Genomic DNA, 12,662 nt, shown 5'->3' on the forward strand with positions numbered 1-12,662 from the left:
GGCTCACCCCCGAATGATGATCCGGGTATTCTCCTTGCCGTAGCGCCGGATGAGGTGGTAGAGCTTCTTGGCATTGTCGGGGTGGACGCGGACGCAGCCGTGGGAAGCGGGGTGTCCCAGGTGCCGGATGGCGTAGGTGCCGTGGATGGCGAAGCCCCCTTTGAAAAAGACCGACCAGGGCATCGGAGAGTGGTGGTATTTGCGGGAGTAGTGCATCCGCTCCAGGGAGTAGGGGCGGAAGACGCCGTCGGGGGTCCAGTAGCCCCGCCTCGCCGTGGAGACGTGCCATCCGCCCAGATAGTCGTTGTCGAGATAGACCCGCATCTCCTGGCGACGTTTGTCGATGTGGACGATGAGATATTTTTTTGCCGGGTTGAGGAGGGTCTTCATCTTCAGATAGGTTTTGGCGTAGGCCTGGGGCATCGGGTCGAGGATTTGTTTGAGGGAGAGGTAGCGTTCGGGATCGAAGGTCGTTGCCGCCTGGAGGGGGATCTTTTTCAGGCCCAGGTAGAGCTGGGCGGGGTAGTGGACCGGATGGGGATCGGTAGAGAGTAATGGGGCCGGGACTTTGGCTTTGACGAAATGGGGGGCATTGGCCCCGTCGATCCGCCAGGGAGAGGCCAGGAGGGGATCTTCGTAGCCCTCATCGCCCGCCTGGAGCATCGCAGCACAGAACGCAATCAGCAAGACATACCATCCCTTTTTGAACACTCCTGTCCCTTTTCCAATCCATTTTCCTTATCAGGGATTGTAACAGAAAAATAAAAGGTTGGGAAAAGGTCCCCGCAAGCGGGGTGAAGGGAGGATTACTTGGAGCTGTTTTTCTCCGCGGATGCGGGGCTTTTTGCTTCCGGCTTGCTTTTTTGGACGGGGATTACCTTGGCCCCGCTTTTGGCGGCGGATTTTTTGGGGATGATGATGAGGATGGTGTTATCCTTCTGTGTCGCCTTGATCCCCGAAGTATCGGCATCGTCGGGGAGGGTAAAGCTCTGAACGGAGCTGCTGTTGGCATAGCTGATGATCTTGCCGTAGTTTCCGCTGGTCTTCTCCTCTTTCTTCTGCTCGGTCACTTCCACGGTGAGCATACCGTTCTCCGTAGTAACCTTGACCTTGGAGTTTTTCAGGTCGCTGACTTTGATCTGCAGCTCATAGTGGTCCCCCTTGTCCTGGATGCCGGAGCTCAACACTCCCGAGGAGTGGACTAGGATCGGCATCTTGGCGATGGCAGGGGTCTGGAAGCTCTGCTCGAAATTACGGAACATCGCATCCATCTGCTTGCGCATCAGCTCCATCTGCTTCATCTGCATCTGGAAGATATGGTCCATCTGGGCGAAGGGGTCATTTTGTTGCGCCGCAGCAGGAGCGCTCGTAGTAGCCAAGGGGGCGCTGGCAAATCCGAAGACCGAGGCGGCGGCGAGGCCGCTGAGTAGATACTTGATTCTTTTCATCGTATCTCCTTTCTTAATTTTATTTTCAACATTAAGCTTAGCGACTCAAGGTTAACGAAACTAAAACGGAGTTGAGAATTGAGAATTGAGAATTGAGAATTGAGATAGCTGATAAAAATTACTAGTTGCTAGTTTCTCGGTTTCTCATTACTCATTACTCGGTTGCTCGGTTATTCTGTTACGAATTCTTCGAGGCGATGGACGAAGTAGAGGCCGCCGGCGAGCATAAGGATCGTCAGGATATAGAGGAAGGTGTAGCCGAAATATTCGAGGATGAATCCCCCCGGAATGGAGAAAAAAAGCCCTACGGAGACGATGGTGGATTGGATGGCGACATAGACAGGGCGCTTCTCTTCGGGGGCGATCTCCAGGACCAGGTTCATATCGGCGTTGCGGAAGCCGTCGATACCGATGCCGAAGAGGAGGAAGATAAGGCCGTAAGTCCAGACATTGTTGGCGAAGAGGGCGAGGAGAAATGCGGCGATCATCAGGCCGTAGGCGGTTTGAAGCATCCGCACATAGCGCCCGGAGAAGCGCTTCCAGAGAAAGAAATTACCCAGGACACTACCGAACATCTGAACGGTGATGAAACTTCCCACGATCCAGCCGCTGAGGTGGATGGTCTGCTTGGCGTGGAGGATGACGAAGGGCATAGCCAGGAGAAAAGAGTAGCCCAGGAGTGACGCGGCGATCTGGGTGCGTAAGCGCTCATCCCGGCGCAGGATCCCCCAGGCGTTGACGAGAAAGAGCCGGAAGCTCTCTTCCCGTTGGCTGACCCGCTCTTTGGGGGGCTCCTCGATGGTGGCGAAGGCGATTAGCCCGATGGCCATCAGAAAGGCGCTGAGCATAAAAAGCACGGCGTAGTTCTCGGGGGCTTGGTAGTGCTGTAGGACCCATCCGGCAATCCCGCCGCTGATGATGGCCCCGACCGAGGAGGCGAGCTGCCGGTCGGCCATGGTGCGGCCCCGCTCCCGGCGAGTGAATACTTTGGCGAGGATCTCTTTGAAATAGATGCCGCCGAAGCCGGCGACGAAGCTGAAACCGAAGAGCCCGATGCCGATCAGCCAGAGGGTGAGGGTTGGGTTGCGGTCTCCCACGAAGTGGATCGCCGCGCCGATGAGGAACCAGAAGAGAAAGCGAAAGAGGAATACCCGGCGCATCAGGGGCATGACCCGGGCATAGCTCTGGGCGTAGAAGGCGGCGACGAGCTGCACGGCGATGGCCCCGCCACGCAGCAGGGAGGCGAAGAGCCCCACCAGGACCAGGTTGGAACTGAAGTGGTGGACGATCAGCGGGAGGATGGTGCTGGGCTCGGCCACGGTGGTGGCTACGGAGAGGAAAAAGCCGTGCAGGATGTTCTTGAGGTTATTGATCTGGTAGTTTTTTGACATTTAGTTCGTTCTCAGGATGTCCAGAGGATGGGACGGGTGGCTAGGGGCTTTTTCTCTGACGCTATGTGTTTTGCGGTGTCGGTTGCCCTGATGCTTTTTGCTCCGTTTTGCACTTCGTCTTCGGGGAGTGTAGGCGACTTGGCTCGGGTTTTCGGCGGAGGAGTCACCGACCAGGGTGAAGAGACGTCGGTTGACGTAGGGGAAGCGGCTGGAGGGGTTCCAGAGCAGCCAGCCCGAGGCTCCCAGCTTTTCGGCGGCACGGATCTGGGCGGCGATCTCATGCTCTTTGTATTGATGGCGGCTGAAAGCGTAATCCCGGAAGGCTTGGAGCCAGGGGCGGAATTTGGAAGGGGAAACGCCCCGGGCGATCCCTTTTCGGAGGCTGATGCGGACGATCTCGTAGGGATGGGCGGCCGGATTGGAGAAGGTGACGCTGCCGCGGTAGAAGCCTGAAGGGTAGAGCATGGGACAGATGTAATCGACGTGGCGCGCCATCTTCTCGAGGACCTGGCCGATCTGCAGGTCGCCCGGATTCCAAAGCACATAGCCGAAGACATCGACGGAGACCTTGACCCCCAGGGGGTGAAGCCGGTTCTCCGCCTCCTGGAGAAAGCTGTCGATGGCGACGACTCGGTTGGCCCGGGTATCGGGGCGGTCGTAGCGCAGGCCCCGATGGGCGGGGAAGCGGATATAGTCGAAATTGATCTCATCGAAGCCCAGGCGGGCTACTTCCTCGGCGATGGCGAGGGTGTAAGCCCTGGCCTTCGGGTCGAAAGGATCGACCCACATTTCGCTATGGCGGTCCCGCCAGATTCCTCCGCCGGGACGGTGAACGGCCCGAGAGGGATAGGCAAGGGCTTGGCGCTTGTCTTTGAAGACGGCGATCCGGGCGATGAGGTAGATCCCCCGCTCTTTGAGTTCACGGGCATAGCGGTGAATATCCCGGAGAGTGGCGTGACGGGAAGCACGGGTGCGCCGCACTTCGGGCAGGGCGCTCGGGTAGCTCAGGTCTCCCTTGACGTTCTTCATATCGATCACGAGCGCGTTCATCGGGGTCCGGGCGATGATGTTCAGTGCGTGTTTGAATTGAGGGGTGGAGGGGCCGGCGGTGTGGCGGTTGAGGTAGAGGGCACGCACCTCCGAAGAGGAGTAGCCGAAAAGGCTCAGAGCGTCGGGGGCTTGCGTTTCCGTGATATTCTTGAGTCGGGAAGGGTAAAAGGTATCGTAAGCTGATAGATAAGTTGATAGTAGTAACAAAGAGAGTAGCCAGATTCGGAGCATAAAATTTTTTTCCTTCTTGTAATTGATCGCTCGTTCTATGGAGGATATACCTTGCCAATAATGTATTGGAAACTCTTTTCTATAGGGGCAAGGCATATCCGGGTATATTCGTTATCCTCGCCTCAGGCGCCGAGGATGAATAAGCATTTTATGAAAGGTCGGAAGAAGAGTTCAATCTTTATTCCGACTCTCTTTCTCCTCAATCCCGCTCATTCCGAAGCGTCGGGCCAGCTCCTGCTTGACCCGGTCGGGGGAGAGCTCTCTGGCGCCCAGGCCCACCAGGGCGTGGTAGAGGAGATCCGCCGCTTCGTAGATCACCTGTTCGTCACTCTCCCGGTCGATAGCCACGGCCAATTCATCGGCCTCTTCCCGGATCTTGGAAAGGAGCAGCTCTTTGTCATCGAGGAGCTTTTTGGTCCAGGACTTTTCTCCGCTGGAGGCTTTGCGCTCCAGGATCGTATGGTAGAGGGTGTCGACCACGCCGTAGAGTTTGGCGGTATCCACCTCGGGTTCGCTGACGGTTTTCCCCTGGGTGACGGAGGTGAAGAAACAGCTTTTTCTTCCGGTGTGGCAGGCGACCCCTTTTTGCTTCACTTTGAGCAGGATCGTATCGGCGTCACAGTCAAGCAGCAGGTCCAGGACCTTCTGGGTATGGCCGGAGCTTTCACCCTTTTTCCAGACCCGCTGTTTGGAGCGGCTGAAGTAGTGGGCGTAGCCTGTCTCCAGGGTCAGGCGGTAAGCCTCTTCGTTCATATAGGCGAGCATCAGCACTTCGCCGCTTTCGGCCTCCTGGGCGATGGCGGGGACGAGGGGGTTCTTTTTCCAGTCGATTTGCATTTTTTCACTCCGTGAAAAGTGCTAAGTGCTAAGTGCTAAGTGCTACGAATTTTCGTAACACGTAACACGTAACACTTAACACGGATTTATTGTTGTGCCGAGACGGCTTTTTGTTCCCGGTTTTTGGTGTCGATCCAAATGTTGGGGACGGCACCGCCGGGGGTGAGGAAGATCTTGGCGTCTTTGTTGACCTTGAGGGCGTCATTGAAAGCTCTCTGGGTCTTGATCTGCTCCAGCTGCAGCAGCGACGGAGTCAGGGATTGGGAAATCAGCTTGTTGGCCTTGGCCTGGGCAGTGGCTTCGATGCGGATCTTGTCGGCGAAGCCCTGGGCTTCGATCCGCTTCTTCTGGGCTTCACCCCGGGCGATCTCGGCTTTGCGCTCCGCTTCACGCTTGGCGCGGTCTTTTTGCTGCTCGGCGATCATAACGTTTTGCTTCTCGGCCTGGAGCTCTTCGATCTTGGCTTTGATCTTGGGAGGCAGCTCGATATTTCGTAGCTCCACGGAGTCGAGGACCACGGGTTTGCCGGGGATCGACTCCACGGCTTTTCGGACCCGCTGCTGGATCTCCCGGGCGATCTCGGTGCGCTTCTGGGGAAGGTTCTCGGCGGCGTATTTGCCGATGACGTCGCGGACGATCTCCCGGACCTTGGTGTTGATGATCTTGTCTTCCCAGCCGGTTCCCCACGTCGCGATGGTCCGGGGGGCTGTCTCAGGACGCAGATGGTACTGCACCGCCAGGTCGATATCGACATCAAGCCCCCGGGAGTCCATGACCCGGATGGCGGGATTGCGCTTGAGGCCCCCTTCGTAGCGGGAATATCCCTCGCTGACGTTGGGGCGGGTCTGGTTGGAGTAGGTGATCATCCGCACCCGGGTATTGACGGGGATGATCTTTTCAAAGACCGGGATGAAAAAGTGCAGACCCGGTTTGAGGGGCTTGTCCTGGAATTTTCCCGTCACGACCTTGATGCCGACCTCTCCCGAGTTGATGATCGTGTAGGGTTTGAAGGTGAGGAAGGCGAGGATCAGGACCAGGATGATCCCGCCGATGACGAGATAGCGGTTGGTATTTTCACCTCCGAAAGGGCTTTCAAAACCGCTCCCACCCCCGGTATTTCCGCCGCCGGAGTTGTTTTCTTCCGGTTCAGGTTTGGAAGGTTTGCGTTTTTTGAAATAGTCGTTAAGGTCAGCGGGCATAAATTTCCTTCTTTGGTGAATGGTTAATAGTGAATGATGAGATGATAATTGATCTCTGACATTTACTCTAGATAAATGTCAGATAGTGTTTGTACTTCTCGTTGCGTCCGTAGACGACGTCGAAGTAGACGCTCTGGAGCTTTTCGGTCACGGGGCCGCGGCGGCCGTTGCCGATGATGCGGTGGTCGAGGGAGTTGATGGGGGTCAGCTCGGCGGCGGTTCCGGTGAAGAAGGCTTCGTCGGCGATGTAGATCTCGTCGCGTGTGATGTTGCGCCGTTCGACTTCGATCCCCATATCCGCGGCCAGTTCCAGGACGGTCGCCTGGGTGATGGATTCGAGGGAGTTGTCGTTGGGGGGAGAGATGAGCTTGCCGTCCCGGACGATGAAGAGGCACTCTCCGGTTCCTTCGGCGGCGAAGCCGTTTTCGTCGAGCATCAGCGCCTCTTCGAAGCCGTTCTCGATCGCTTCGTATTTGGCCATCTGGCTGTTGAGGTAGTTGGCGGCGGCTTTGGCTTTGCCGAAGGTGGAGCGGTTGGGGTTGCGAGTGATGGAAGAGGTGCAGACTTTGATGCCGTTCTCCAGGCCCTCTTCGCCGAGGTAGGCTCCCCACTCCCAGGCGGCGATCATGGTCTGCACGGGGGCGTGCTTGTGGTAGAGCCCCATAACGCCATAGCCCAGGTAGATCAGCGGGCGGATGTAGACATTGGCGGAGAAATCGTTGGCCCGCAGCAGGTCGATATGGGCCTGTTTGACGGTTTCGTAGTCGATATTTGGCTCGATGGCGACGATCTTGGCACTGTTGTAGAGGCGGCGGCAGTGGTCCTCCAGGCGGAAGATCGCCAGGCCCTCTTTGGTCTGATAGGCGCGGGTCCCCTCGAAGACGGCGTTGCCGTAGTGGAGGGTGTGGGTCAGGACGTGGACTTTGGCTTCGTGCCAAGGAACCATCTCTCCATCCATCCAGATAAGCTTAGCTTCGTTCATAGTCTAACTCCCGTAGAAAAATCTCTCCGGCATCACTGAAAGCAGGGTGTCGGAAAAGTCGGTAGATAGTTTATCGAAAGGGGGCTGAGAGGGGAATGGATGGGGGTATGCCATTGTTTTTAGGGAGATAAGTTAGAATGTCATTAGAAATAGATTTAAATCTAATGAAAGGCGGAGATGAAACGGAACAGACCCGAGCCGACCGGTAGAGAGATCAAATTGAGCAAGAAGAGGATCATCGTCAGCAAAACCGATATGAAAGGGGTCATTCTCTACGCCAACGATTACTTCTCCGAAGTATGCGGGTATAAAGAGGTGGAGTTGATCGGGCAGCCCCATAATATTATTCGCCATCCCGATATGCCCAAGGCGGTCTTCTACCTCTTATGGCAGACAATCCAGCGGGGAGAGAATATCACGGCCGTGGTCAAAAACCTGGCCAAAAACGGGGACCACTACTGGGTCGTCACCGACTTCGAGATTCTACGCGATAGTATGGGGAATATCTATCAGTATATCGCCTACCGACGCCCTGTCTCTCCCCAAATCCTGCAGGAGATTGAGCCCCTTTATGCCAAAATGCTCGAGATCGAGAAGGTCCACGATATGAAAACCTCGGTCGAATACCTCAGCTCATATCTCCACGAAAAGCAGATGAGTTACAATAGCTATATCAGTGAATTGGCCAAGCCCAAAGGCTTGACTGTCAAACTCTTTGAGCAGATGAAACGGATGTTTACCTGATCGAAGTCGCAGGTCGCAAGCACAGGGCTTTGCCCCTCAAGGCGCAAGTGGATTAGTCACTGGTCATTAGTCATTGGTCATTGGGAGATAGGGTAGAGATGATTTACCGACTCTAGTTACTAGTTACTTGTCTCTCAACGCTCAGCGCTCAACTCTTAACGCTTCACTTCCCTAAAATCTCAATCTTTCTTTTCTTCATAATGTAACTGCAATCCATCGCTGGTCATCACAAAGCCGCTGATGACGATTTCGCCCCGGTGGACCATTTCGTGGTGTTTTTTGCAGAGGGGGATGAGGTTGTAGCGGTGGTTTTTGTGGAAGTGGGCGATATTGCCCGCCTCGTCGGCCGACTTCTGGGGGGCGATGTGGTGAACCTCGTCCACTGGAGCGTCGCAGAGGGCGCAGCGGGTGACGAAGAGCTCTTTGTGGTATTTGCTCCGTTTTTTCTTTTTGAGTTTTTTGAGTTCGCTGCCGCCACCCGTGAGCGTTTCGCGGATCTCGGCGGCCCGGCGCAGGAAGGTTTCGTCCATATGAAGGCTGCGGGCGAACTCCAGGCCGTAGAGGGAGTCTCCCAAGCCGATTTTGAGCTTGCGGTCGTAGATGAGCCGGTCGGTCGCGGCATCGTAACGCACTCCCAGGTGGAGGAAGATCAGCCGTTTGAGTTTACGGATCTCTTCGACCTCGGCCAGCTGATGCAGATGGCTGGCGAAGATGAAGCGGGCTCCCAGCTCCTCCAGTCTCAAGATGGCGCTGCTGACGATCGCCAGGGCCGAGAGGGTCTCCGTCCCTTGGCTGATCTCATCGCCCAGGACCAAAGAACGCTCGTCGGCGCGGTTGAAGATGTTTTTGAGTTCCAGCATCTCCACGCTGAAAGTGCTTAGACCCTTGTAGAGGTTGTCCCGGCTGACGATCCGGGTGAAGAGCTTGTGGAAGATCCCCATCCGCAGCTCCACCGCCGGGATGAAAAAGCCCGCTTGGGCCAGGATCACCGCCAGACCCACGCTCTTCATCAGGGAGGATTTTCCCGAAGAGTTGATGCCGTAAAGCAACACGCCACGCACCTCTTCGCCGCCGGAAGCGTCCAGCATAATGTGGTCGTGCTCTGTGCCGTTGGGTTCACCGAGATAGACATCGTTGGGGATGTAGATGCCGTGCTTTTCGTTGGCTTCGATGATGGGGTGACGCAGGGCGACGGCTTCGAAAAAGTTTCCTTCTTCCAGGATGGGGCGGCTCAGCCGCATCCAGCGGGCGCAGCGGGCGTTGCTGACGGCCACATCGATTTCGGCGATGAAGGCGACCAGCCGCTCGAGCAGCAGAGAGTGGCGTCGTTCGATCTCTTCGAGGCTGAGGGTGTAGCGCTCTTTGACCCGGGCGATGAGCTTGACCCGGTCGGTCTCGATGCGCCGGGTGATCTCTTCGAAGATCGGGGCGTGGATCTTGACGACGCTCTTGAGGATCTTGAAGCGGAAATCCCTCAGGAAGATATGCTTTCCCTCCAGGGTGACGTAGCTCTCTTTGAGGAGCTTTTCGATCTGGTTGAAGCGGGTCTTGGTGAGGGTGAGGTGGTAGCCTTCGCTCTCCAGGTAGCCGACCTGCACCAGAGAGCCGTTGGCCGTGCTCAGGAGCCTGTCCCGCTCGAAGAGCCCCTCGATGTGTTCAGCGACGCTCTCGATCTTGGCCAGCTCTTCGTTTTGGCGGCGGACCAGCTCGTCGATGGAGGGATGGACCCCTTCGCGGAAAATGTTGTCGTCGATCTGGTCCAGGCGGTAACGGGCGCAGGCTTCCAGGTCGAAGCTGCTCTGCAGATAGCGGGAGAATTCCCGGCTCTCACTCTCGAGGGCGTTGTCGACTTCAATCCCCGATTCCCGGCAGAGGGTAAAAAGCCCCTCGATCCCCTCCATCGACATCGCGATGTAGGTCAGTTCCACGGGGTGCAGCCGCCGCAGTTTGATCCGCCGCCCCAGGCGTTCCAGGTCGTAGATCTGCTTGAGACGGGTGGCGAACTGTTCGCTGCGGGGGGCGACCCGTTCGCTGAGGTCGTAGCGGGCGTTGAGGATCTCGGGATCGCAGATGGGGTTGAGGAGCCGCTCTTTGAGCAGCCGTTTGCCGAAGGCCGTGGAGCTGCGGTCGATGAGCTCCAGCAGGGTCACCTCCGCCGGGTCCCGGCTGATGACCCCCAACTGCTCCAGGGCGTTGTTGCCGAGATAGAGGTAGCGGTTGTTCCCCAGGAACTGGGGGCGGTTCATCTTTTCGATGAGGCTCTCGTCGTGCTCGATGATAAAATCGATGAGGATCGCCAGCGCCTCGGTGGTGAGGGGGTAGCGCTCCAGGTCCAGATATTCGATGGGGCTGAGCAGACTGCGGATCTCGAAGACCCGGGCGAAGAGCTCGTTCTGGTAGGCAATGCGGGGGTGGCTCTCGTTGAAAGAATGGGGGAGATTTTTGATCTCCAGGTAGTGTAGGAGCCACTCCCGGTCGATCTCCTTGTTGGCCAAGGTGAGGATCACTTCGGAGCTGCGGTAGCTCTGGAGGAGGTTGAAGAGCTCATCGAGGGCGAAGGTCTTGTCATCGCGGGTGGAGTGGATCTCGTTGACCAGGGTCTTGCCGGTGGTGACGTCGATGGCGGCGTAGCCCACGGAGTAGATGCCGCGGTTCTCGTCGATGAGCACCGAGACGATGTTGTTCTCCCGGGCGTCGTTTTGGTATTCGAAATTGGTGCCGGGGGAGATGATGTTGCCGATGTAGCGCTTGACCTTGGGGGGCACCCCCTTTTGGCGCACCAGGATCACGGTGTATTTGCGGCTCTGGACCAGCCGGGCGAGATAGCGCTCCAGGCTGATGGCGGGTACGCCGGCCATCAGGGGGTTGTTGACGGAGTTTTCGAGGATGGTCTTGTTTTTGCGGGTGAGCTGGATGTTGAGGAATTCGGCGATCTCTTTGGCTTTGCCGATCTTGAGCTCTTCGTTGTTGACTTCGTAGACTTCGAAAAAGTTGCCCACTTCGATGAAGACCAGGGCATCGGGGCCGTAGCGCTCTTCGTAATAGCGCTGGAGCTCGAAGTAGATTTCGGTAAGAAGTTTACCCTTCTGGTTGAGGATTTCGCTTGCCCGGTCCACTCCGCCTCTTCTCGTTTGTTTTGGGAGATTTTAGCATAGTCGGCTTGAACGGGGAGTCGGATTTCGGAGGAATGCCGCCGGAGAGCGTTCCGTCTTGGGGTTTGGGGTGATCGGGTTTGGCTGGATCAGCGGGAGGCGACGTAGAGGCTGCCCTCTTTGATCTGCCGGGTGAGTTCCTCGACCCTGGCGATGCTTTGGGGAGTGGGAGGGGTTTGCAGGGTTTGGCGCAGTTTGGCGATGCAGAGCTCCAGGTATTGGACCAAATTGGCCTTTTCGGCCCGGGGATGGGCGGCTTTCAACTGTCGGTGAAGTTCGATCAGCTGCGTCAATTCGGCCCGAGTGTCCCGGTGATGGACATAATTGTGCAGAATTTGTCCGCTCAGAGAGCTTTCGTCCCGGGCGACGGCGGCGCTGTTCTGGGCATTGGCGGAAGCGGTGCCGACAAAGAGGATTAGAGCCAATGTTCGGAGAAACTGTTTCATTATTCATCCTTTTGATCGTTTTGAATATTAAATAATATTGACCTTTTCCTTAACAGTCGATTAATTTTAAATGGAAGATTAATAATCCGACAAACACTATTCTTGCTCCGTGCGTCGCTTTCACTCGATAGCTCCGGCAGTCGCAAACACCTGCGGTGCCCCTACGGGGTTGGGTGCTCCTTTGTCGCTATCGAGTGAAAGCTCTATCGCAAAAGTTGGATTGATGGATGCCGGAGTAATACTGTAATATGATTCAGAAGTCCCGATCCCTCAAACTGGCGGCGGCGGGATTGCGCTCTTTTTTCAATTCCATATCTATGGGGGTGAGCGGTAGCGGTTTGAGGGAAGCGACGGTGCCCTGCCTCACTTCCCCACCCGGAGCTTCGTAGAGTAAAAAGCCGTTTTCATAGAGCCCCATCCGTACCGGGGTGGCGCTGGAGTAGGTGGTGAGGATCAGATCCTCGGAGGCGATGCGGCGCAGATCGGCGAAATACTCCCGGGTCCAGAGCAGGGGATTTTTCTTGGGGCTGAAAGGGTCTTGGTAAACGATATTGACCGGCAGGGGGATTTGGGGGATCCTCTCTCTGGCATCACCGAAGAGGATGGAGATTTCGATGTGCTCATCGGCATAGCGGCCGCTGCGGGCCAGGCTTTCGATGACGGGTCGAAAGGGTTTGAAGGCCTCGGGGTACTCGAAACGCTCCAAAGAGGCGACCAGTTCCCGGTCAAATTCGGGAGAAAAAATTTTTACCTTCCCAGGGATAGGATGCTCCCGGAAATACAGCAGTGTCGTGAGGGTGTTGTACCCCAGGCCGAAACAGACATCCAGGATTACCAGCTCCTCTTTGTCGGTCTCGGCCAGGGAGAAGGCGGGAAGGATGTGCTTGTGCAGCGACTCTTTGAGCGCTCCGTCCCGTGTGGAGTGGTAGCACTCGTCAAACTCGGCGGAGTAGAGGGTTGGGGTGCCGTCCGCGGTTGGGACGACTTTCTTTTCGGCGCGTTTTTCAGGATCATAGAGGGGCATCGGTTTGCTTTTTTGTTCAGGATTATAGCATTTGGTCGTTGGTCGTTGGAGCGGTGGAAAAAAATTACTAGTTACTAGGTTCTCGGTTACTCCGTTACTCATTACTCGGTTGCTCGGTTATATAAGCTATAATTCGCGGAGATTCCAATTTTGAACAG

11 protein-coding genes are annotated in these 12,662 nt (G+C 56.4%); 1 reads left to right on the forward strand and 10 read right to left on the reverse strand.

What is annotated here, in order from left to right; translation table 11 throughout:
• Positions 1-3 precede the first annotated feature (3 nt).
• The 7 genes from NITSA_RS11505 to NITSA_RS02975 all read right to left on the reverse strand — a co-directional run bounded on the left by NITSA_RS11505 (position 4) and on the right by NITSA_RS02975 (position 7,138).
• The gene (locus NITSA_RS11505) at positions 4-711 is read right to left on the reverse strand and encodes a L,D-transpeptidase (RefSeq protein WP_013553543.1); all 708 of its coding nucleotides are present in this window, start codon (positions 709-711) and stop codon (positions 4-6) included.
• 95 nt (positions 712-806) lie between these two features.
• Entirely contained in the window at positions 807-1,448 is a 642-nt protein-coding gene (locus NITSA_RS02950; protein ID WP_013553544.1) for an Hsp20 family protein, read from the reverse strand.
• A 170-nt stretch (positions 1,449-1,618) separates the two neighbouring features.
• A complete protein-coding gene (locus tag NITSA_RS02955; RefSeq protein ID WP_013553545.1) occupies positions 1,619-2,839 on the reverse strand; it encodes an MFS transporter in 1,221 nt (406 codons plus the stop codon).
• Positions 2,840-4,120 (reverse strand): putative glycoside hydrolase, encoded by a 1,281-nt coding sequence (locus NITSA_RS02960; RefSeq protein ID WP_013553546.1) that lies wholly within the window; start codon positions 4,118-4,120, stop codon positions 2,840-2,842.
• 171 nt (positions 4,121-4,291) lie between these two features.
• A complete protein-coding gene (gene hisIE, locus NITSA_RS02965) occupies positions 4,292-4,957 on the reverse strand; it encodes a bifunctional phosphoribosyl-AMP cyclohydrolase/phosphoribosyl-ATP diphosphatase HisIE (protein WP_013553547.1) in 666 nt (221 codons plus the stop codon).
• Between the two features lie 86 nt (positions 4,958-5,043).
• Positions 5,044-6,156, reverse strand: a complete 1,113-nt coding sequence (locus NITSA_RS02970) for an SPFH domain-containing protein (RefSeq protein ID WP_013553548.1) — start codon at positions 6,154-6,156, stop codon at positions 5,044-5,046.
• Positions 6,157-6,223: 67 nt separating this feature from the next.
• Positions 6,224-7,138 (reverse strand): branched-chain amino acid transaminase, encoded by a 915-nt coding sequence (locus tag NITSA_RS02975; RefSeq protein WP_013553549.1) that lies wholly within the window; start codon positions 7,136-7,138, stop codon positions 6,224-6,226.
• A gap of 177 nt (positions 7,139-7,315) precedes the next feature.
• Between NITSA_RS02975 and NITSA_RS02980 the strand changes: the two genes are divergently transcribed.
• Positions 7,316-7,882 carry a PAS domain-containing protein gene (locus NITSA_RS02980; protein WP_013553550.1) on the forward strand — a complete coding sequence of 189 codons (567 nt, stop codon included), beginning with the start codon at positions 7,316-7,318 and terminating at the stop codon, positions 7,880-7,882.
• Between the two features lie 179 nt (positions 7,883-8,061).
• On the opposite strand, the gene NITSA_RS02985 is transcribed toward NITSA_RS02980, so the two are convergent.
• The 3 genes from NITSA_RS02985 to NITSA_RS02995 all read right to left on the reverse strand — a co-directional run bounded on the left by NITSA_RS02985 (position 8,062) and on the right by NITSA_RS02995 (position 12,504).
• A complete protein-coding gene (locus tag NITSA_RS02985; RefSeq protein ID WP_013553551.1) occupies positions 8,062-10,998 on the reverse strand; it encodes a MutS-related protein in 2,937 nt (978 codons plus the stop codon).
• A gap of 125 nt (positions 10,999-11,123) precedes the next feature.
• On the reverse strand, positions 11,124-11,480 hold the full coding sequence (locus NITSA_RS02990; RefSeq protein WP_013553552.1) for a hypothetical protein: 357 nt from the start codon (positions 11,478-11,480) through the stop codon (positions 11,124-11,126).
• Positions 11,481-11,733: 253 nt separating this feature from the next.
• Entirely contained in the window at positions 11,734-12,504 is a 771-nt protein-coding gene (locus tag NITSA_RS02995; protein WP_042203638.1) for a tRNA (5-methylaminomethyl-2-thiouridine)(34)-methyltransferase MnmD, read from the reverse strand.
• Positions 12,505-12,662: the final 158 nt, after the last annotated feature.

This window comes from Nitratifractor salsuginis DSM 16511, from assembly GCF_000186245.1.
Classification (GTDB): domain Bacteria; phylum Campylobacterota; class Campylobacteria; order Campylobacterales; family Sulfurovaceae; genus Nitratifractor; species Nitratifractor salsuginis.

What these genes read in the sequence shown, in the direction of transcription:
- NITSA_RS02950 (WP_013553544.1), bottom strand. Translation starts at nt 1,448, where the DNA reads ATGAAAAGAATCAAGTATCTACTCAGCGGCCTCGCCGCCGCCTCGGTC.
- NITSA_RS02955 (WP_013553545.1), bottom strand. Translation starts at nt 2,839, where the DNA reads ATGTCAAAAAACTACCAGATCAATAACCTCAAGAACATCCTGCACGGC.
- NITSA_RS02960 (WP_013553546.1), bottom strand. Translation starts at nt 4,120, where the DNA reads ATGCTCCGAATCTGGCTACTCTCTTTGTTACTACTATCAACTTATCTA.
- hisIE (WP_013553547.1), bottom strand. Translation starts at nt 4,957, where the DNA reads ATGCAAATCGACTGGAAAAAGAACCCCCTCGTCCCCGCCATCGCCCAG.
- NITSA_RS02970 (WP_013553548.1), bottom strand. Translation starts at nt 6,156, where the DNA reads ATGCCCGCTGACCTTAACGACTATTTCAAAAAACGCAAACCTTCCAAA.
- NITSA_RS02975 (WP_013553549.1), bottom strand. Translation starts at nt 7,138, where the DNA reads ATGAACGAAGCTAAGCTTATCTGGATGGATGGAGAGATGGTTCCTTGG.
- NITSA_RS02980 (WP_013553550.1), top strand. Translation starts at nt 7,316, where the DNA reads ATGAAACGGAACAGACCCGAGCCGACCGGTAGAGAGATCAAATTGAGC.
- NITSA_RS02990 (WP_013553552.1), bottom strand. Translation starts at nt 11,480, where the DNA reads ATGAAACAGTTTCTCCGAACATTGGCTCTAATCCTCTTTGTCGGCACC.
- NITSA_RS02995 (WP_042203638.1), bottom strand. Translation starts at nt 12,504, where the DNA reads ATGCCCCTCTATGATCCTGAAAAACGCGCCGAAAAGAAAGTCGTCCCA.